This window comes from Pseudomonas sp. C9D1, from assembly GCF_056491235.1.
On record NZ_JBSZIE010000001.1, the window covers coordinates 498,716 to 519,586 of the forward strand.

Here is a 20,871-nt window from a genome sequence, read left to right on the forward strand (position 1 = left end):
GGAGTGCCTGCATTCGTAGGGCGGGTGAAACCCGCGACCTCCACGTATGTGCTGTCGGGTTGCACTCGACCTACGGGCTTCGCGAGCAGAGCTCGCTCCTACGGGGTGCCCGGCCTCGCCTTCAGCCGCGTGGTCGCGAAGTTGTTCGACCCCAGCGGGCTCATGCGGAAGCCTTCCACCTCGGGGGTAAGGACGTTGAACAGCTTGGGGTGGGCGAGGGGGATCCAGGGGGCTTGCTCGTGGAAGATCGCCAGGGCCTGGCGGTAGAGCTGGGCGCGTGTTTCCCGGTCGTTCTCTGCGCGGGCCTGGCGGATCAGTTCGTCGAACTTCGTGTCGCACCAGCCGGCCTGGTTCTCGCCTGATTTGGCGGCGGCGCAGGAGAGGTTGGGGGTGAGGAAGTTGTCCGGGTCGCCGTTGTCGCCCACCCAGCCCATGAACACCAGGTCGTGCTCGCCGTTCTTGGCGCGCTTGATCAGCTCACCCCATTCGAAGACGCGGATGTCCGCCTGGATGCCGACGGCAGCGAGGTCGGCCTGGAGCATCTGCGCGCCGATGCCGGGGTTGGGGTTGGTGGGACCGCCGCCGGGGCGGGTCCAGATGGACAGCTTGAGGCCCTTGCCGTGGCCGGCTTCGGCCAGCAGCTGGCGGGCGCGCTCGGGGTCGTGGGGCCAAGGGTCGAGGTCGCTGTTGTAGCCCAGCAGGGTGGCGGGGTAGGGGTTGACCGCGGCGCTGGCGGCGCCTTCGCCGTACTGGGCGCGGATGTAGGATTTCTTGTCGAAGGCGAGGTTGATCGCCTGGCGCACGCGCATGTCGTCCAGCGGCGGGTGGCGGGTGTTGAGGGCGACGTAGGCGACCATCAGCGCGTCCTGCTCCACCAGCTTCACGCCGGGGGCGCCGCGCAGGGCGGGCACGTCGGTGGGCTTGGGGTAGAGGGCCACCTGGCAGGCGCCGGCGCGCAGCTGCTGGATGCGCACGTTCGGGTCGGGGGTGATGGCCAGCAGCAGGCGGTCGCTGGGCGGCTTGCCGTTCCAGTAGTCGGGGTTGGCGAAGAAACGCACCTGGGCGTCCTTGGCGTAGCGCTGGAAGACGAAGGGCCCGGTGCCCACCGGCTGGCTGTTGAGGGCGTCGGGGGTGCCGGCGGCCAGCAGCTTGGCGGCGTATTCGGCGGAGTAGATGGAGGTGAAGCCCATGGCCAGGTCGGCGAGGAAGGGCGCCTCGGGGTGGCGCAGGACGAAGCGCACGCGGTGGTCGTCGAGCTTCTCGATGCGCTCGATCAGCTGGGCGAAGGCCATGGATTCGGCGTAGGGGAAGCCCCGTGGCGAGAGGCCGTGCCAGGGGTGCTTGGGGTCGAGCTGGCGCTGGAAGCTCCAGAGCACGTCGTCGGCGTTGAATTCGCGGCTGGGGGTGAACCAGGGCGTGGTGTGGAACTTCACCCCGCGGCGCAGCTGGAAGTCGTAGGTGAGGCCGTCCGCGCTGATGTCCCAGCGCTCGGCGAGGCCGGGCTGCAGGCGGGTGCTGCCGGGGGCGAACTGCACCAGGCGGTCGAACAGCGTTTCGGCAGCGGCATCACCCGTGGTGGCGGCGGTGTACTGGACGATGTCGAAGCCTTCGGGGCTGGCTTCCGTGCACACCACCAGGGAGCTGGCGGCGTTGCAGGCGAGGGGCAGGAGCAGGGCGAGGGACGACAGGCATCGGCGCATGGTGCTTCCCTTCGGGGGTGGAGGGGCGGGGCCGGGCGGCCCCGCCGACAGGGCCTACTTCTCGACGCTGACGCCATAGAAGGAGTTGAGGCCGAAGGGGCTGATGCGGAAGTCCTTCACCGTCTTGCTCATGGGTTGGTTGACGGTGGAGTGGGCGATCGGGGTGATCGGCACTTCGCGCTTGAGGATCTGCTGGGCTTCCTTGTAGAGGGCGGTGCGCTTGTCCTTGTCGGTGACCGCCTTGCCTTCCTTGATCAGCTTGTCGTAGCCCTTGTCGCACCAGCGCGAGTAGTTGTTGCCGCCGATGGCGTCGCAGCCGTAGAGCACGCCGAGCCAGTTGTCCGGGTCACCGTTGTCGCCGGTCCAGCCGATCAGCAGGGCGTCGTGCTCGCCGGCCTTGGCGCGCTTGTTGTACTCGCCCCACTCGTAGGAAACGATCTTGGCCTTGATGCCGATCTTGGCCCAATCGGCCTGGAGCATCTCTGCCATCAGCTTGGCGTTGGGGTTGTAGGGGCGCTGCACGGGCATGGCCCAGAGGGTGATCTCGGTGCCTTCGGCGACGCCGGCGGCCTTGAGCAGGGCCTTGGCCTTCTCGGGGTCGTAGGCCGGGTCCTTGATGCTGTCGTCATAGGACCACTGGGTCGGCGGCATGCCGTTGGTGGCGAGCTGGCCGGAGCCCTGGTAGACGGCCTTGATGATGGCCGGCTTGTTCACCGCCATGTCCAGCGCCTGGCGCACTTCGAGCTTGTCGAAGGGTTTGTGCTCCATGTTGTAGGCGATGTAGCCGACGTTGAAACCGGCCTGCTGGGGCACGTCGAGCTTGGGGTCCTTGCGCATGGCGTCGAGGTCGGCCGGGCGCGGGTAGGCGGTGATCTGGCATTCGCCGGCCTTGAGCTTCTGGTAGCGCACCGAAGCGTCGGAGTTGATGGCGAAGATCAGGTTGTCGATCTTCACGTCCTCGGGCTTCCAGTAGTCCTTGTTGCCCTTGTAGCGGATCTGCGCGTCCTTCTGGTAGCGGCTGAAGACGAAGGGGCCGGTGCCGATGGGCTTCTGGTTGAGGTCGGCGGCCTTGCCGGCCTTGAGCAACTGGTCGGCGTATTCGGCCGAGTGGATGGAGGCGAAGCTCATGGCCATGTTCTGGATGAAGGCCGCGTCCACGGTGTTGAGGGTGAAACGCACGGTGTGTGCGTCGAGCTTCTCCAGCTTGGCGATGTTGGCGTCCATGCCCATGTCGGTGAAGTAGGGGAACTCGGTGGGGTACGCCTTGCGGAAGGGGTGGTCCTTGTCGAGCATGCGCTGGAAGGTGAAGAGCACGTCGTCGGCGTTGAATTCGCGGGTCGGCTTGAAGTAGTCGGTGCTGTGGAACTTCACGCCGGCGCGCAGGTGGAAGGTGTAGGTCAGGCCGTCATCGGAGATGTCCCACTTCTCCGCCAGGCCGGGTTCGACCGCCGTGCCGCCGCGCTCGAACTGGGTAAGGCGGTTGAACACGGCTTCGGCGCCCGCGTCGAAGTCGGTACCGGTGGTGTACTGGCCGGGGTCGAAGCCCGCCGGGCTGCCTTCGGAACAGAAAACCAGGTTGCTGGCGGCGCTGGCGAACGGTGCGGCGGCGATCAGGCCGGCGGCGAGCAGCGCTTGGATGACGGCGTTTTTACGCATTTTGACCTCATGTCTTGTTGTGGTTGTCATCGTGAGGGGCCCCTTCGTGAGGGACCTTGCAAGAACCTATGCACGGCACATGCCTGAGGCAAGCCGAGGGCAGGGGAGAGTGTAGAAGCTGTGACGAAGGTGTAAGGCGGTGTCGCAAATATGCAAAAGAAGTGGCGCGTGTATGACGCGTATATGAAAGGGAGCCGCGCCGTTGCAGCGCGGCTCCCGCCCGTTATCAGGGCATCTGCACCTCGATGACGCCGTCGGCGTTGACGGTCACGCGGCTGGTGCCGGCTTCGACTTCCGGTGCCGGGGCGCTGTCGTACATCGACGACTTGGCGGCCATGGCGCGCATCATCACCGGTTGCGGCTGGAAGCCGGCGCTGTTCAGGTTGAGGCTGACCAGCTTGTAGCCGTTGCCGCCGAGAGCCTCGGTGGCCAGTTGGGCGCGGGCCTTGAAGGCGTCCACGGCCTGCTTGATCAGGGCGTCTTCGTTCTTCTTGCGGGTCGGGTCGGCGATGCTGAAGTCCATGCCGCCCATCTTCAGGCTGCCCATCAGGTCGGCGCTGAGCTGGGAGAGGGTGGCGAAGTCCGGGCTTTCCAGGCGCAGTTCGGCGCGCTCGCGCCAGCCGGTGATCTTCTGGCCCTTGTCGTCATAGACCGGGTAGCTGTTGCGGCTGCCCAGGCTCACCGACACGCCATTGGTGGCGCGGGCCTTTTCCACCGCCGCGTTGATAGTGCGGGTGATTTCGGCGGCGAGCTTGGCCGGGTCGGCGCTCTGGGATTCGCTGTAGAGGGTCACGTGCATCAGGTCGTGGGCCACTTCCTGGCTGACCTCGGCGCGCAGCGCCACCTGGTTGTAGCGGGCGTCTTCGGCCTGGGCGGAGAGGCTGCCGAAGGTCGCCGCGCACAGGGTGATGGCGGCGGCGAGGCGGGTGATGGCTTGCATAACGGCTCCTTGTGAGAGGCAGTGGGTGCACGGATTGTGCAGCAGTCCCGAGGTTAGACGCAGGTCCGCTGCGAACGGGGTTAAGACCCGGAAGATTTTTTTGCGTTCCGGTTGGGCCCACCCAGTGGGCGACCCGTCGTCGGCCGACGAAAGGCGCACGACGATGCGGCGAGTTGACGCATATCAGCGGAGCGCGTGGCGCCTTGGTTATACTCCGCCGACGCCCTGGAGTACCCATGCTCGCACCCTTGCAATTGTTATCCGCCAGCCGGCAGAACCTGCTGCGCCTGACCTTCATCCGCATCCTCGTGCTGGCCGCCCAGGCCGGTTCGGTGGGGCTCGCCTACAAGGCCCAGCTGCTGCAACTGCCCTGGCTGGAGCTGTCGGTGACCCTCGGTGTTTCCCTGGTCCTGTGCCTGAGCACCGCCCTGCGCCTGCGCGGCCCCTGGCCGGTCACCGAGCTGGAATACTCGGTGCAGCTGGCCTGCGACCTGGTTATCCACAGCGTGCTGCTCTATTACTCGGGCGGTTCGACCAACCCCTTCGTCTCCTATTACCTGGTGCCGCTGACCATCGCCGCGGCGACCCTGCCCTGGCTCTACACCCTGGTGCTGGCGGGCATGGCGCTGGCTGCCTACACCCTGCTGCTGGTGTGGTTCCACCCGCTGGAGATGCCGGTGGCCCAGCGTGAGGCGCTGCTGATCTACGGCATGTGGCTGAGCTTCGCCCTGGCCGCCGCGATGATCACCTTCTTCGCCGCGCGGATGACCGAGGAGCTGCGCCGCCAGGACCAGCTGCAGTCGGTGCGCCGCGAAGAGGGCATGCGTGACCAGCAACTGCTGGCCGTGGCCACCCAGGCCGCCGGTGCCGCCCATGAACTGGGCACGCCGCTGGCGACCATGAGCGTGCTGCTCAAGGAACTGCGTCGGGAGTATGGCGACAAGCCCTCCCTGCAGGAGGACCTGGCCCTGCTGCAGGAGCAGGTGCGCCTGTGCAAGGACACCCTGCAACAGCTGGTGCGCGCCGCCGAGGCGGATCGACGCCAGGCGGTGGTGGAGCAATCGGCCGTGGAGTGGCTGGAGGTCACCCTCAACCGCTGGCACCTGATGCGCCCTGAAGCCACCTATCGCTACCAGTGCCTGGGCATCGGCCTGCCACCGCGGCTGATGCCGCCGGCCGACCTGACCCAGGCCCTGCTCAACCTGTTGAACAACGCCGCCGATGCCTGCCCGGACAAGCTCGACATCCGCCTCAACTGGGATCCCCAGTGGGTGGTGCTGAGCATCCGCGACCAGGGCGCCGGCGTGCCCCTGGCCATCGCCGAGCAGCTCGGCCGGCCCTTCTTCACCACCAAGGGCAAGGGCTTCGGCCTCGGCCTGTTCCTCAGCCAGGCCAGCGTTACCCGCGCCGGCGGAACCGTGAAACTGTACAACCATGAAGATGGCGGTACGCTCACCGAGTTGCGCCTGCCACGAGGCTACGGCGTTGCCTGAGCTGAACCCGCGAGGAGTTGAAATGAGCGATGAACCCCTGATCGAAGGCGAAGAGCAGCCCCACCTCCTGCTGGTGGACGACGACACCACCTTCACCCGCGTCATGGCTCGTGCCATGAGCCGCCGCGGCCTGCGGGTCTCGGTCGCCGGCTCGGCCGAAGAGGGCCTGGTCGTGGCCAAGGACGACCTGCCCGATTACGCGGTGCTCGACCTGAAGATGGACGGCGACTCCGGCCTGGTGCTGCTGCCCAAGCTGCTGGAGCTGGACCCGGAGATGCGCGTGGTGATCCTCACTGGTTATTCGAGCATCGCCACCGCCGTGGAAGCCATCAAGCGTGGCGCCACCAACTACCTGTGCAAGCCGGCCGACGCCGATGACGTGCTCACCGCGCTGCTGTCCCAGCATGCCGACCTGGACACCCTGGTGCCGGAAAACCCGATGTCGGTGGACCGCCTGCAGTGGGAGCACATCCAGCGGGTGCTGGCCGAGCACGATGGCAACATCTCCGCCACCGCCCGTGCCCTGGGCATGCACCGCCGCACCTTGCAGCGCAAGCTGCAGAAGCGCCCGGTCCGTCGCTGACGCCGAAGCCTGGCTCCCCCGTAGCCCGGGCTTCAGCCCGGGAATGCGGCCGCCGACATGTCCGGACTGAAGTCCGGGCTACGTCACTGCTTCCGTAGGGGCGACTGAGGGACGAAGCCCAACGATACGGAGCCCCAGGCACGACCTTGTGCCGACCCTGGCCCCGCTTGGTGGAGGTGAAGAGCGACCTCCACCCTACGCAGCGATCATGCCCATGTGCTGGCCCGGTTGGTCTTTGTAGGAGCGAATTCATTCGCGATCGGGCTTTCCCCTAACGCCATGGGCTGGCTTTTCTCTGCCCTGAAAGCTTCACGAAAGCCACTTGCCGCCCCGACTTGGTTATCCTTAGCCGCCTAACTATCCCCGCGCGCCAGGCCTTCCCATGTTCGCCGTCGTCCAGCAAATCATCGGCATCACCGCGCCGGTCTTTTCCATGCTTTTCCTTGGTGTGCTGCTGCGTCGCCTGCGCTGGATCGACGCGCCCTTCATCGATACCGCCTCCTCGCTGGTGTTCCGCGGCACCATGCCGACCATGCTGTTTCTCGCCATCGTCCAGGCCGACCTGCGCACGGCGTTGCAGCCGCGGCTGATCGGCTATTTCGTCCTGGCGACGCTGGTGTGCTTCGGCCTGGCCTGGCTCTGGGCGACCTGGCGGGTGCCGAAGGCGGACCGCGGCGTCTACACCCAGGGTGCCTTCCGCGGCAACAACGGCATCATCGGTCTGGCCCTGGCCACCAGCATGTACGGCGACTACGGGCTCTCGGTGGGTGGGGTGCTCGGGGGCGTAGTGATCCTCTGCTACAACACCCTGTCTTCGGTGGTGCTGGCCATCTACGCGCCCAACGCCAAGACCGACCCCTGGAGCCTGTTCAAGAGCATCCTCTGCAACCCGCTGATCATCGGCGTGCTGGCGGCCATCCCGGTGGCCTACCTGCAACTGCCGCTGCCGGCCTGGGTGGTCACCTCCGGCGAGTACTTCGCCCAGATGACCCTGCCCCTGGCGCTGATCTGCATCGGCGGCACCCTGTCTTTGGCTTCCCTGCGCGCGAGCGGACCGATGGCGCTGAGCGCCAGCCTGATGAAGATGGTCTGGCTGCCCCTGGTGGCCACGCTCGGCGCCTGGGCCTGCGGCTTCCGCAATGCCGAGCTGGCGATCCTCTTCCTGTATTTCGCCAGCCCCACGGCGGCGGCCAGCTTCGTCATGGCACGTGCGGTGAACGGCAACCACGAGCTGGCGGCGGCGATCATCGTGGTCACCACCCTGGCGGCGGTGGTCACCACCAACATCGGCCTGCTGACCTTGCAGCTGATGGGGATGATCTAGCTTTCCGAGGTTAGATGTTTCAAATTGTGAGGAACTTCCGACTCCTCATCGCCCCGGATTGCGCGGCTCCTCGTCAGGCTCTAGCATCACCGCCTTTGCGCCGTTAAAGGATTAAACATGCGCGCCCCCCTCCTGCTCTGCCTGACGCTCCTGGCCTCCCTGGCCCAGGCTGCCGAACCGTCTGCGACGCTGGAGGGGCCGACTGCCGGCTGGCGCTACGCCGGGCTGCTGGACCGCAGCGAGAACCCCGCCGTCGCCTACCCCACGCCGCCCATCGACCGTGGCGGCCAGCGCAACCGCACCCTGATCGAGGGCCGCCTGGCCAACATCGGCCAGGTGCGCCAGCCGCACCGCCTGGTGGTCAACGGCAATCCGCTGCCTCTCTACACCGACGACCAGGGCCGCTTCGTCCGCCCCTATGCCTTCGGCGCCGGCTCCAACGGCGTGGAAGTGGTGTCCGGCGACGGCAAGTCCCTCCGCCGCGTGCAGTTCTACGAAGCCAACACCCATCGCACTCCCGCGCGCCTGCGCGTGGTGCTCGGCTGGGACGACCCCAAGGCCGAGCTCGACCTGCACATCGTCACCCCCGATGGTCAGCACGCCTTCTGGGCGGACCCGGTGATGAGCAACGGCGGCGGCCTGGACACCGACAGCGTCGATGGCCCGGGCCCCGAGATGTTCACCATGACCGCGCCGCTGCACGGCACCTATCTGGTGTACGTGAACTACTGGGGCAACCTGGGCGCCGGCGGCTACAACTTCGATGCAGGCAGCAACCAGAACGAGGTGATCACCTCGCAGATCAGCCTGGTGTTCAACGAGAACACCGTGAACGAGAAGCGCGAGACCTTCATCGTCCCGCTGCGCGCCATCGGCGAGCTGCTGCTCGTCAAATCCTTCAATTTCTGATGTCCCGACGCTTGGATGAACTGGGGTTATTCGACATGAGCCAGACCACCACACCCGAACCGGCCCGCCGCCCGGCCCTGGCACGCCATCCGCGCGTGCTCGCCGCCGGCCTGCTGCTGCCGCTGGCCGCCTTCGGCCTGCTGGGCGGGTGCTCCAAGGAACCGCCGCGCGAGCTGGCCGAGAAGAGCGCCCTGGGCCTCGACCTCAAGCGCCCCGACGCGCTGATCGAGAGCGTCTCGCTGAGCCGCCTGCCCAAGGACATCCTCGCCGTGCCGCTGCTGCGCGACACCCTGACCGAGGACTTCGTCTTCTACTACCAGGACAACGCCGACCGCCTCGGGCTGTCCGGCAGCCTGCGCCGGATCATCTACGAGCGTGACCTCAAGCTGCAGGACACGCTGCTGGACGAGCTGCTCGACCAGCCCGCCGAAGTCGCCCTGTGGCGCGGCGCCGACGGCAAGCTCAAGCACGTGCTGTTGACCATCGAGCGTGGCGGCCTGGCGCGGGTGCTGGAGCCCCTGGCCCACATCGCCCTCGACGACAGCCAATTGAGCCAGGCCGGCGAACTGCGCGTGGACGGCGACTCCGTGCCGCTCTACCGCCTGAGCTACCTGGGCGACCGCTCCGTGCTGCTGGCCAGCCACGGCGACAAGCTGCTGGTGCTGTCCAGCCCCGGCATGCTGATGGACGAGGCCGGCCAGCTGGCCAAGGACGCCACCGAGTCGGTGGAATCCCTGCTCGACGGCGAGAACCCCTTCCCCGAGCGCTTCGGCCTGGATGCCCGTGGCACCGAGCAGCAGCGCATCGCCCTGTCCGGCGAGTACGTCGCCTTCGGCTACCAGCGCTTCTTCCCGTCCTTCGCCGGGCTGCGTTTCGAGATGGACGACAAGGGCTGGCACAGCTACGTCGCCCTCAACGAGATCGACGACCAGCCGGCCTTCGACTTCACCCCCATCTGGAAGGCCATGCCCATGGGCGCCAGTGCCTGCGTGGCCCTGCCGGTGGCCCCCGGTGTGCCCGGCAAGCTGCTGGACCGCGTCGGCGCCGGCAAGGACGTTGCCGCCGAGCTGGAGAAACGCCTGAACGGCGCGGCCGGCCTGTGCTGGTACGCCGAGTCGCGCCTGCACTCGCCACTGCTGGTCACCCAGCTGGGCGAGGCGGCTACCCCTGAACTGGATACCGCCATCGAGGGCCTGTTCGGCTCGGTGATCGGCGCCTACGAGCCCTATGCCGAAGGCGGTCGTTTCCCGGTGGACGACCAGACCAATGGCCAGACCCGCCGCTGGACCCGCGACGTCGGCTCCAACTTCGGCCAGTACCCGGCCAGCGACAACGCCAACCCGGACGCCCTGGGCTCCACCGGCTTCTTCCGCGTGAGCCTGGCGCGCCATGGCGACACCCTGCTGTTCTCCCTCGACGACAAGCTGGTGACCAAGGGCCTGGATACCCTCGACAAGCGCTTCCCGCCGTTGGCCGAGACCCTGCCCAAGGACGCCCTGGTGCCGGCCTTCATGGCCCCGGATGGCCTGTCCAAGCTGCTCGAGCGCGAAACCCTCGACAGCCTGCCGAGCAACTACGAGCCGGTGTTCCGCAACGCCGCCGAAACCCACCTGCTGCCCAAGCTGCGGGCCCTCGGTGGCCACGGCAAGTACGCCCTGGCGCTGCCTGAGGGCACCAAGGCCGGTTCCGACTGGCAATGGCTGCCGCTGGAATGGCGCCCGCTGTGACCCGCACCCTGGCCCGCCTGCCGCTGGGCTTCGCCGCGCTGTTGATGGCGTGGAGCCTGGCCCTGCGCGCCGAGGACGTTCCCGCCCTGGACGCCGAGCAGTCCCAGGTGTTCCGCGCCTGGTTCGTGCGCATCGCCCAGGAGCAGCTGCGCCAGGGGCCGAGTCCGCGCTGGCACCAGCAGGACTGCGCCGGCCTGGTGCGCTTCGCCGCCAACGAGGCGCTCAAGCCCCATGACGGCAAGTGGCTGCGCGCCAATGGCCTGTCCAACCGCTACCTGCCGCCGGAGCTGGACCTCAGCGAAGGCCAGCGCCGCCTGGCGCAGACCTGGCAGCAGGGCGGCGGCAAGGTCGGACCCTATGTGAATGCCATCAAGCTGATCCAGTACAACAGCCGGTTCGCCGGCCGTGACCTCAACCAGGCGCGGCCCGGCGACCTGATCTTCTTCGACCAGGGCGACGAGCAGCACCTGATGATCTGGATGGGCCGCGACATCGCGTACCACACCGGAACCACCACGCCGACCGATAACGGCATGCGCTCCGTGAGCCTGCAACAACTCATGACATGGAAGGACACCCGATGGATCCCCGACGAATCCAACCCCAACTTTATCGGCATCTATCGGCTGCACTTCCTCTCCCGATGACTGCCGCCCGCCTGCTGCGCCGCGCCGCCTCACTGTCGGCGGCGGCCCTGCTCGCCCTGGCCTTGCCCTTCGGCAGCGCCCAGGCCGAGGACGAGGTGCCGTCCAGCGGCTACACGCCGCTCGCGGGTGAATCCTTCTTCCTGCTCTCCGACAGCAGCTTCGCCGCCGACGAGGTGGCCAAGGTGCGCCTCGAAGCGCCGGGCCGCGACTACCGCCGCTACCGCATGGAAGGCTACGGCGGCGTCGACGTGCGGGTGTACCGCATCGACAACCCGCTGGACTTCCTCAAGCGCCAGAAGAACCTGCACCGCGTGGTCGCCGAGGGCGACTTCAAGGGCGAGGGCCTGTCCAACACCCTCGGCTACCTGTGGGACAACTGGTACCGCAAGTCGCGGCGGGTGATGCAGCGCGCCTTCTCCTACGAGTCGCGCAAGCAGGTCACCGAGGAAGCCCCCGAGCTGAAGATGGGCGATGCCATCCGCCAGCCCACCGAGTTCACCCCGCAGGTGCAGTACGCCCCCATGAAGGGCCTGCCCCTGGTCGCGCAGTTCCGCTACCCGCTGTGGGAAGCCAAGCCCATCGAGCCGCCGAAGGGCGTCGAGCTGGCCGGCTCCTCCAGCCAGTTCACCAGCACCCAGCCGGGCAACGTCTACATCCCCCTGGGCAAGCTCAAGCCGGGCCTGTACCTGGTCGAGGCCATCGTCGGCAAGTACCGCGCCACCACAGTGGTGTTCGTCTCCAACACCGTCGCCGTGAGCAAGATCACCGGTGGCGAGCTGCTGGTATGGACCGCGCGCAAGCATGAAGGCACCCCGGTCGCCGGGGCCAAGGTGCTGTGGACCGATGGCCTGGGCGTGATGACCAGCGGCAGCACCGACGCCGAAGGCCTGCTGCGCCTCGGCCATGCCAGCCCGGAGCGCTCCTACGTGCTGGGCGAGGACGCCGAAGGCGGCGTGTTCGTCTCCGAGAACTTCTATTACGACAGCGAGATCTACGACACCAAGCTCTACGCCTTCACCGACCGCCCGCTGTACCGCCCGGGTGATTGGGTGGAAGTGAAGATCGTCGGCCGCGAGTTCAAGAACGCCCGTGACTCGGTGGCGCCCGGCGCCGCACCGGTCAAGCTGGCCGTGTTGGACGCCAACGGCACCCAGTTGCAGACCCTGGACCTGAAGCTGGAGTCCAGCTCCGGCACCGCCGGCCGCTTCCAGCTGCCGCAGAACGCCGTGGCCGGTGGCTACGAGCTGCGCTTCACCTACCGCGACCAGGTCTACAGCAGCGCCTTCCGCGTCGCCGACTACATCAAGCCGCACTTCGAGGTGTCGCTGGACCTGGCCAAGCCCGACTTCCGCACCGGCGAGCCGATCAAGGGCGCCCTGGTGCTGCTCTACCCGGACGGCAAGCCGGTGGTCAACGCCAATGTGCAACTGAGCCTGCGCGCCCAGCAACTGTCGATGATCGACAACGAACTGCAGTACCTCGGCCAGTTCCCCGTTGAGCTGACCAGCAGCGAGCTGTCCACCGACGCCAAGGGCCGTGCCGAGTTCGACCTGCCGGCCGCGGAGAAGCCCAGCCGCTACCTGCTCACCGTGTTCGCCAGCGATGGCGCCGCGTACCGGGTCAAGACCAGCAAGGAAATCCTCATCGAGCGCGGCGCCGCCCGCTACGTCCTGAGCGCCCCGCAGCGCTTCAGCAGCACCGGCGAGTCGGTGCGCTTCACCTACCGCAGCGAACGCCCCACCGAGCTGAAGCCGGCGCGTTACGACTGGGTGCGCCTGGAAGACCAGAGCAGCCACAGCGGCAGCCTGTACGCCGGTGACGAGGGCTTCGACCTCAAGTTCGAGCGCCCCGGCACCTACAGCATCACCCTCAAGGACGAGCACGACCTGATCCTCGGCGCCACCGGCCACTCGGTGAGCGGCGAGGGCGTCAAGTCCGTGGCCGGCACCATCGAGATCGTGCTGGACAAGGCCGAGTACCAGGCCGGTGACGAGGCCCTGGCCCTGATCACCTTCCCCGAGCCGGTGAGCGATGCGCTGCTGACCCTGGAGCGCGACAAGGTCGAGGCCACCGCGCTGCTGTCCAAGGGCGCCAGCTGGCTGAAGCTGGAGCGCCTGTCCGACACCCAGTACCGCGCGCGCATCCCGGTGGGCGAGACCTTCTCGCCGAACATCACCTTCTCCGCGCTCTACACCCGTGGCGGTGACTACAGCTTCCAGAACGCCGGCATCATGGTGGCGACGCCGCAGATCGACATCCAGATCGTCGCCGACAAGGAAACCGCGCGCCCCGGCGACATGGTCACCGTCGAGCTGACCACCCGCTACGCCGGCAAGCCGACCGCCTCGCGCCTCACCGTCAGCGTGGTGGACGAGATGATCTACGCGCTGCAGCCGGAGATCGCCCCGGGCATCGACCAGTTCTTCTACCACCCGCGCCGCAACAACGTGCGCACCAACGCCAGCCTCTCGTTCATCGCCTATGACCTGGCCTTGCCCGGCACGCCCAGCGCCCCGGGCCGCGCCAACCGCAGCGACCGTGGCGTGAAGGTGCTGGAGCGTCCGCGCCGCGAGGAAGTGGACACCGCCTCCTGGCAGCCGGACCTGGTCACCGACGCCGACGGCAAGGCCCGCTTCAGCTTCCGCATGCCCGACTCGCTGACCCGCTGGCGCATCACCGCCCGCGCCGTCAACGCCGATGGCCAGGTCGGCCAGAAGCGCCAGTTCGTGCGTTCCGAGAAGCCGCTGTACCTGAAGTGGAGCGGCCCGGCCACCTACCGTGGCGGCGACAAGCCGGCCCTCGGCCTGTTCGCCTTCAACCAGGGCGAGGCCGCGACCAAGGCCGAGCTGGTGACCCGCTACAACGGCCAGGAACAGCGCACCCCGGTGGAACTGGCCAAAGGCATCAACTACCTGCCCCTGGCCGAGACCGCCCTGGTGAATGGCGACTTCCACGCCGAGCTGGTGCAGGACGGCCAGGCCGTCGACGCCCTGGACGTCGCCCTGCACCTGGCCGCCAGCGGCTGGCAGAGCGCCCAGGCGAAGACCGTCGTCGCCTACGCCGGCAAGACCGAACTGGGCCTGCCGGCTGACGCCAGCGCCATCCGCCTGCGTCTCGACGACAGTGGCCGCTCCCTGTTCAAAGGCGCGCTCGATGACCTGCTCGGCTACCCCTACGGCGGCGTCGAGCAGACCGCCAGCCGCCTGCTGCCGCTGGCCCTGGCCTACCCGACCCTGGCCCAGGGCGAGCCGCGCGTGCGCGACCGCCTGCGCCTGATCATGCAGAACAGCCGCCTGCGCCTGGTGCAGATGGCCGGCCCCGAAGCGTCCTTCACCTGGTGGGGCGACGAGGCGGATGCCGATGCCTTCCTCACCGCCTATGCCTACTACGCCGACTGGTACGCCAGCCGCGCCCTGGAGGTGCAACTGCCGGCGGAACACTGGCAGCGCGTGCTGGACGTCTACGCCGCCCAGGCGCCGACCACGCCGTTGCTGCAACGTGCGCTGATCCTCGGCTTCGCCCGCGAGATGCAGCTGCCGGTCAACACCCTGATGGAAGGCCTGATGGCCGACCTGGCCGCCGCCGGGGAGGGCAGCGACCAGGCCCTGTCGGACGACGGCAGCCAGAGCCTGGTGATGACCGCGCCGGATTCGGCCCTGGGCCTTGCCGCCGCACGGGTGCTCACCGTCGGCCTGGCGCGCCAGGTGCAGGTCCAGGTGCCGGATGCGCTGGCCGCCCAGGTCGGTGCCGCCCGCGAACGCCTGGCCGCCAGCCAGCAGCCCTTTGGCGAGGCCATCGGCCTGTACGTCAACGGTGCCGACCGCGAACGCGCCGCCTCGCTGCTCAAGCGCCTGGCACCCGGCCAGGCCACCCTGGAACGCGCCCTGGCGCTGACCTGGCTGCAGCGCTCCCTCGGCCAGGACAGCGAAGACATCGTCCTCAAGCCCCAGGGCGACTGGCACGCGGCCGAAGGCACCAGTGGCGAAGGCTACTGGCTGTGGCAAGGCCAGGGCGTGCCGAGCGAGCTGGAACTGCCGGCCGACCTGCCGCACCCGGTGGACGTGCGCCTGGACTTCAATAGCGCCCAGGCCACCCCGGTGAAGCTGGACGTGGAGATTTCCCGCCGCCTGCTGCGCCTGGTTCCCAGCGATGAGGCCTTCAACTTCACCGCCGAGGAGGTGAAGCCGGAAGACATCTCCAGCGACGACCTCTACCTGGACACCATCGTGCTCACCAGCAAGGGCGAACGCGCGCTGCGCTACGGCATGCTGGAAGTGCCGCTGCCGCCGGGCGCCGATGTCGAGCGCACCACCTGGGGCATCAAGATCTCCGGCCTGGGTGGCGAAGAAGCCGAAACCCTGGAGCGCGCGCGCAACGAGCCGGGCCAACTGCTCTACGCGGTGCCGGTGGACAGCCTGCAAGGCAGCGTGGTGCTGCAACACCTGGTGCGCTTCTCGCAGAAAGGTTCCTTCGAACTGCCGCCGGCCCGCTACCAGCGCCTCTACGCTCCCCAGGAGCAGGCGCTGGAGAGCGAACCTGCGCTCGGACGGATCAAGGTTGACTAGGACGCGACACCTGGCCGGGGCCCTGCTGATGCTGGCGGCCCCGTTGCTTCACGCGGGCGAGGCGCCTTTGAACCTCGCCTGGCGTGGGCCCCAGGGCAATGAGCTGCTGCAGCTGGACCGCAGCCGGGTGCTCACGCGCGGGCCGCTGCCCGCCGAGCACCAGACGCCCCTGGGCAGCCTGTGGAAACTGTTCGTCTACGCCTACCTCGTGGATAACGCGCGCCCCGACCCCGGCTACCAATGCAAGGGCCAGGACCGCGACGAGGTCTATTGCTGCAACCCCGGCGAGCGCATCGACCGGGACCAGGCGCTGGTGAAGTCCTGCGGCCTGTACTTCTCATCCCCCGAACTGCACCTCGACCCCGCCGACTGGTCGCGCTACTGGCATGAGCGCCAGGGCGCCGGCTGGCTGCAGCGCCTCGACCAGTTGCAGCCCCAGGCCCGGGTGCCGGTGGGCGAGCTGCTGGACGAGCTGGCCCACCTGCCGGCCCAGGCCCAGGCGCGCCAGGTGCTGCTCGACGTGCCCCTGTCGGCCCCCGATTCCGCCGCCCTGGGCGCCCTGGGTGGGCGCCTGCGGGCCAAGACCTGGAGCTGGCTGGCCGATGGTGATGCCCAGGCACGCCAGGGCGGTTTCGCCGGCTGGCTGGCCGACGGCACGCCGATCTGGGCCGGTGGCCCGGGTACCAGTCAGCGGGTGCTCAAGGATTACGCCGAGATACTCGGGCAGACACTGCCCACGACCTGGCCAGCGGAAACCGGCGCCTGCGTCGAAGTCGATCTGTTCACCCGCTACCCGGTGCGCCAGGTACGCCGCGAGGGGCAGGCCGCCGCCGTGGCGCCGGGCATGCTACGCGGGCGCTATGAGGTGGAGTTCGCCAATGGCAACCGCCTGGGTATCGAAAGCGACGGCGAGCTGTTCCTCGAAGGCCAGGGCGATGCCCAGACGCTCACCGCCCACCTGCAACGCGAGGACTACGTGGCCCGCGTGCTGCAACGCGAGGCCTCGGCGCAGCCGGCGGAGGCGGCCAAGGCCCTGGCCGTAGCCATCCGCAGCTACCTGCAACAGAACGCCGGCCGCCGTGGCGAGTGCCTGACCATCGACGACAGCAGCGCCAACCAGCGCGTGGCACCGCGCCCGGCCACTGCCGAGGCCCGCGCCATCGCCGCCTGGACCGCCGACCTGGTGCTGGCCGGCAGCCCGGTGACCTACCACAGCGACAAACCGGGGCCCGATCGCCTGGCATGGCAACAGGCGGTGCAGCAGGCCGGCGATGGCTTGCGCTACGACGCCATCCTCGCCCGCGCCTTTCCCCGTGCCAGTCTCAGCCGCTGGGACAAGCCCGTGGCCGCCTGCCAGGCGCTGCCCAATGCCGAGGAGTGGCTGCGCACGCAGCGCCGCGGCTGGCGCGCCACCCTGGACGCCGAGCCCGGTTATGACGAGATCCAGCAATTCGCCGTGTGCCGCCTGGCCTCCGGCAAGCCCCATGTCGACCGTGAGCGGCGGCGCATCTTCGTGCGTGGCCTGTTCTCCCTGCAGGACCGCCTCGACCTGACCCACGAATACCTGCACCTGGCCTTCGAAGCCCACCCCAACGGCCAGGACGAAGACTACGTCGAACGCCTCGCCCGCCACCTGTTACTGGAATGACCCCCATGCGCCTGCGCCCCGGATACCTCGCCCCCTTGCTTCTCAGCCTGATCCCCCTGGCCGCCAGTGCCGAGGTGCGCCTCGACACGCCCCGTGGCGGCTGGCGCCAAGGCAGCGGCGACGGCGAGCACTTCATGCAGCAGGTGAACTACCCGGCATCCTCGGTGAACGTCGCCGAGGACCAGGCCGACACCGCGCGCATCAAGGGCGCGATCACGGGCCTGGCCAAGGCTCCGCAGGGCCCTGGCCGGCTGGTGGTCAACGGCATCGACATGCCGCTGAAGATCAACGAGGACGGCGGCTTCGACCGTCCCTTCGTGTTCCCGGGGGGCAGTAACAGCGTTGAGGTGCGCAGCCCCGACGGCCAGCAGAAGCGTCGCGTGCAGTTCTACAGCCTCGGTCGCGGCGGGGCTTCGGCGCGCCTGCGGGTGGTGCTGTCCTGGGACAGCGACAACACCGACCTCGACCTGCACCTGGTGACCCCGGATGGTGGCCATGTGTGGTACGGCGAGCGCTCCCTGGCCAACGGCGCGGCCCTAGACGTGGACGTGACCACCGGCTACGGCCCGGAAATGATCGCCACGCCGACCCCGCTCAAGGGCCAGTACCTGGTCTACGTGAACTACTACGGCGGTGGTTACCGCAGCGAAGAGGACGGAAGCAGCTCGCCGGGCCAGGCGCTGACCATCGGCCAGATCACCGTGATCAGCGAAGAGGGCACGGCCAACGAGAAGCAGCAGAGCTTCCTCGTGCCCATGCGCCAGCCGGGGGAGCTGACCCTGGTGAAGAGCTTCAGTTATCCCTGACCGTTAGGTGTTTGGCGGCGCAGTGCGCCGCTGGGCGACTGAAGTCGCCCCTACAAAAAGCGGTCGTGCCATCGCTGGAACATGACCGCTGTGTAGGGTGGAGGTCGCTTTTTACCTCCACCAGGCGGAGGCGGGCATGGCACGTGGTTTTGCCTGGCCTCCATATTGATGGGGTTCGCTGGGCTCGCGGAACGCCGCCCCACCCATTCTGCGAAAAGCATCGCGAATGAATTCGCTCCCACAGGCCCGTGCAGCCCGTAGGTTGGGCTGAGGTACGAAGCCCAACGCAGAGACGTCGAGCCACGCATCGTTGGGCCTCGCTGCGCTCGGCGCCAACCTGCAACGCCCGCCGAACCCCAACGAGTACCCTCATCAAGCCAGGCGAAAAAGTTGGGGGAGTGAGCAGCGCTCTTTCCAGAAGGCCTCGGCAGGTTTCGATGATCAGCCAGGCGCCGCTTCAGCGGTGGGCTGAAGCGGTGCGCCGCCCGGCCCACCCTACGAAGAGCATCGCGAATGAATTCGCTCCCACGGGGCGTCCCTTGGAAGGGCTCAGGCCTTCTGGTCGGCCTGCCAGGTGTCGATGATTTCCTGGGCGGCGCGGAAGGCCTCGATGGCGGCGGGGACGCCGGCGTAGACGGCGCAGTGCAGCAGCGCTTCGCGGATTTCTTCCACGGTGCAGCCGTTGTTCAGCGCGCCGCGCACGTGGCCCTTTAGCTCCTGGGGGCATTTCAGGGCGGTGAGGGCGGCGAGGGTGATCAGGCTGCGGGTCTTGCGGTCCAGGCCTTCACGGTTCCAGACGCCGCCCCAGGCGTGTTCGTTGACGAACTCCTGCAGCGGCTGGGTGAATTCGGTGGCATTGCCCAGGGCGCGGTCGACGAAGGCGTCGCCCATGACTTCGCGGCGGACCTGGACGCCGGGTTTGCGTGTTTCGCTCATAGCGGTTTCCTGCTTGGGTTCATCTGAGGCTTTCGACGCGCACCGGCACCACGCCCGAGCGGATCATGCCCAGCTCCTCGGCGGCCTTTTTCGAGACGTCGATGATCCGCGTGCGGGCATAGGGGCCGCGATCGTTGATGCGCAGTACCACGCTGCGGTCGTTGTCGAGGTTGGTGACCTTGACCCGGGTGCCGAAGGGCAGGGTGCGGTGGGCGGCGGTCAGGGCGTTCTGGTCGAAGCGTTCGCCGCTGGCGGTTTTCTGGCCGTGGTGGCGGGCGCCATAGAAGGAGGCGCGGCCCTCGGCGCGGTAGTCGCCCGGGGTTTCGCTGTCGCGTTCGAAGGGGATGTAGGAGCAGCCGGTCAACAGGCCGGAGAAAGCGAGAAGGCAGAGCAGTCGCTGCATGGCGTCACCTGATGGAGGCGAAACGTTCTTGTGCCCTGTCACTGTCCGGTGGGCCCCGTGCGGGGCCCACCGGTTCAGCAGGCTCAGCCTTCGAGTTTCTTCTTCAGCAGTTCGTTCACTTGGGCCGGGTTGGCCTTGCCCTTGGCTGCTTTCATGGCCTGGCCGACGAAGAAGCCGAACATCTTGCCGCGCTTGGCTTCGTCGCTGGCGCGGTACTGCTCGACCTGTTCGGCGTTGGCGGCGAGCACCTCGTCGAGCAGCGTCTCCACGGCGCCGCTGTCGGTGTTCTGCACCAGGTCGCGGGCCTTGATGATGGCGTCGGGGGAGCCTTCACCTTCGGCCATGGCGGCGAACACGGTCTTCGCGGCCTTGCCGTTGATGGTGCCGTCCTTCAGGCGCAGGATCATGGTGCCCAGGTACTCGGCGGACACCGGCGATTGCTCGATCTCCAGGCCGTCCTTGTTGAGCAGGCTGGAGAGCTCGCCCATCACCCAGTTGGCGGCCAGCTTGGCGTCGCCACAGGTGCGTTGCACGGCTTCGAAGTAGTCGGCCATCTCGCGGCTGGCTGAGAGCACGCTGGCGTCGTAGGCGGAGAGGCCGAACTGGCTCTCGAAACGCTCGCGCTTCTGCACCGGCAGTTCCGGCAGCTGGGCGCGCACTTCGTCGAGGAAGCTCTTCTCGATCACCACCGGCAGCAGGTCCGGGCAGGGGAAGTAACGGTAGTCGTTGGCTTCTTCCTTGCTGCGCATGGAGCGGGTTTCGTTGGCCGCCACGTCGTAGAGCACGGTTTCCTGGACGATCTTGCGGCCGGATTCCAGCTCGTCGATCTGCCAGGCGATCTCGGTGTTGATGGCGCGCTCGATGAACTTGAACGAGTTGACGTTCTTGATCTCGCGGCGGGTGCCGAACTCGACCTGGCCCTTGGGGCGGACCGAGACGTTGCAGTCGCAGCGCAGCGAGCCTTCGGCCATGTTGCCGTCGCAGATGCCGAGGTAGCGGACCAGGGCGTGGATGGCCTTGGCGTAGGCCACGGCTTCCTTGGCACTGCGCATCTCCGGCTCGGAGACGATTTCCAGCAGCGGGGTGCCGGCACGGTTGAGGTCGATGCCGGTCATGCCGTGGAAGTCTTCGTGCAGGCTCTTGCCGGCGTCCTCTTCGAGGTGCGCGCGGGTGATGCCGATGCGGCGGGTGGTGCCGTCGTCCAGGGTGATGTCCAGGTGGCCCTTGCCGACGATGGGCAGGTCCATCTGGCTGGTCTGGTAGCCCTTGGGCAGGTCCGGGTAGAAGTAGTTCTTGCGGGCGAAGACGTTGCGCTCGCCGATCTCAGCGTCGATGGCCAGGCCGAATTTCACGGCCATGCGCACGGCTTCGGCGTTGAGCACCGGCAGCACGCCGGGCATGCCGAGGTCAACCAGGCTGGCCTGGGTGTTGGGCTCGGCGCCGAAGGTGGTGGCGCTGGCGGAGAAGATCTTCGATTGGGTGCTGAGCTGTGCGTGGATTTCCAGCCCGATCACGGTTTCCCATTGCATGTGTG

15 protein-coding genes are annotated in these 20,871 nt (G+C 67.9%); 9 read left to right on the top strand and 6 right to left on the bottom strand.

The genetic code is table 11. The features are described 5' to 3' along the window. Window positions 1-98: 98 nt before the first annotated feature. The 3 genes from ACXI0U_RS02330 to ACXI0U_RS02340 all read right to left on the bottom strand — a co-directional run bounded on the left by ACXI0U_RS02330 (window position 99) and on the right by ACXI0U_RS02340 (window position 4,296). Window positions 99-1,700, bottom strand: a complete 1,602-nt coding sequence (locus ACXI0U_RS02330) for an ABC transporter substrate-binding protein (RefSeq protein ID WP_479549675.1) — start codon at window positions 1,698-1,700, stop codon at window positions 99-101. A gap of 54 nt (window positions 1,701-1,754) precedes the next feature. Continuing rightward, on the bottom strand, window positions 1,755-3,356 hold the full coding sequence (locus ACXI0U_RS02335; protein ID WP_263400558.1) for an ABC transporter substrate-binding protein: 1,602 nt from the start codon (window positions 3,354-3,356) through the stop codon (window positions 1,755-1,757). A 226-nt stretch (window positions 3,357-3,582) separates the two neighbouring features. Then, window positions 3,583-4,296 (bottom strand): SIMPL domain-containing protein, encoded by a 714-nt coding sequence (locus tag ACXI0U_RS02340; protein WP_479549676.1) that lies wholly within the window; start codon window positions 4,294-4,296, stop codon window positions 3,583-3,585. A gap of 236 nt (window positions 4,297-4,532) precedes the next feature. On the opposite strand from ACXI0U_RS02340, the gene ACXI0U_RS02345 reads away from it, so the two are divergent. The 9 genes from ACXI0U_RS02345 to ACXI0U_RS02385 all read left to right on the top strand — a co-directional run bounded on the left by ACXI0U_RS02345 (window position 4,533) and on the right by ACXI0U_RS02385 (window position 17,998). After that, window positions 4,533-5,789, top strand: coding sequence for an ATP-binding protein (locus ACXI0U_RS02345; RefSeq protein WP_263400557.1), 1,257 nt, complete (start codon window positions 4,533-4,535; stop codon window positions 5,787-5,789). A gap of 22 nt (window positions 5,790-5,811) precedes the next feature. Then, window positions 5,812-6,372: a response regulator transcription factor gene (locus ACXI0U_RS02350; protein ID WP_021217751.1), complete on the top strand. Its 561-nt coding sequence runs from the start codon at window positions 5,812-5,814 to the stop codon at window positions 6,370-6,372. 382 nt (window positions 6,373-6,754) lie between these two features. After that, window positions 6,755-7,696: an AEC family transporter gene (locus tag ACXI0U_RS02355; protein WP_479549677.1), complete on the top strand. Its 942-nt coding sequence runs from the start codon at window positions 6,755-6,757 to the stop codon at window positions 7,694-7,696. Window positions 7,697-7,813: 117 nt separating this feature from the next. Further along, on the top strand, window positions 7,814-8,605 hold the full coding sequence (locus ACXI0U_RS02360; RefSeq protein ID WP_021217753.1) for a YfaP family protein: 792 nt from the start codon (window positions 7,814-7,816) through the stop codon (window positions 8,603-8,605). 35 nt (window positions 8,606-8,640) lie between these two features. Next, window positions 8,641-10,332, top strand: coding sequence for a DUF2138 domain-containing protein (locus ACXI0U_RS02365; RefSeq protein WP_479549678.1), 1,692 nt, complete (start codon window positions 8,641-8,643; stop codon window positions 10,330-10,332). Beyond that, window positions 10,317-10,979: a DUF1175 domain-containing protein gene (locus tag ACXI0U_RS02370; RefSeq protein ID WP_169708348.1), complete on the top strand. Its 663-nt coding sequence runs from the start codon at window positions 10,317-10,319 to the stop codon at window positions 10,977-10,979. Before ACXI0U_RS02365 ends, ACXI0U_RS02370 begins: the two co-directional genes overlap by 16 nt. Then, entirely contained in the window at window positions 10,976-15,544 is a 4,569-nt protein-coding gene (locus ACXI0U_RS02375) for an alpha-2-macroglobulin family protein (protein ID WP_479549679.1), read from the top strand. The genes ACXI0U_RS02370 and ACXI0U_RS02375 overlap by 4 nt, the downstream gene beginning before the upstream one ends. Before the next feature lie 28 nt (window positions 15,545-15,572). Then, window positions 15,573-17,192, top strand: coding sequence for a DUF2300 domain-containing protein (locus tag ACXI0U_RS02380; RefSeq protein ID WP_021217757.1), 1,620 nt, complete (start codon window positions 15,573-15,575; stop codon window positions 17,190-17,192). A gap of 5 nt (window positions 17,193-17,197) precedes the next feature. Beyond that, window positions 17,198-17,998: a YfaP family protein gene (locus tag ACXI0U_RS02385; RefSeq protein WP_021217758.1), complete on the top strand. Its 801-nt coding sequence runs from the start codon at window positions 17,198-17,200 to the stop codon at window positions 17,996-17,998. 549 nt (window positions 17,999-18,547) lie between these two features. Here ACXI0U_RS02385 and ACXI0U_RS02390 read toward each other — a convergent pair. From ACXI0U_RS02390 to gatB, 3 genes are all read right to left on the bottom strand, one after another. Beyond that, entirely contained in the window at window positions 18,548-18,934 is a 387-nt protein-coding gene (locus ACXI0U_RS02390) for a carboxymuconolactone decarboxylase family protein (RefSeq protein ID WP_479549680.1), read from the bottom strand. Between the two features lie 19 nt (window positions 18,935-18,953). After that, on the bottom strand, window positions 18,954-19,337 hold the full coding sequence (locus ACXI0U_RS02395; protein WP_021217761.1) for a septal ring lytic transglycosylase RlpA family protein: 384 nt from the start codon (window positions 19,335-19,337) through the stop codon (window positions 18,954-18,956). Window positions 19,338-19,420: 83 nt separating this feature from the next. Beyond that, complete coding sequence (gene gatB, locus ACXI0U_RS02400) at window positions 19,421-20,866, bottom strand: Asp-tRNA(Asn)/Glu-tRNA(Gln) amidotransferase subunit GatB (RefSeq protein ID WP_021217762.1); 1,446 nt, start codon at window positions 20,864-20,866, stop codon at window positions 19,421-19,423. Window positions 20,867-20,871 lie beyond the last annotated feature (5 nt).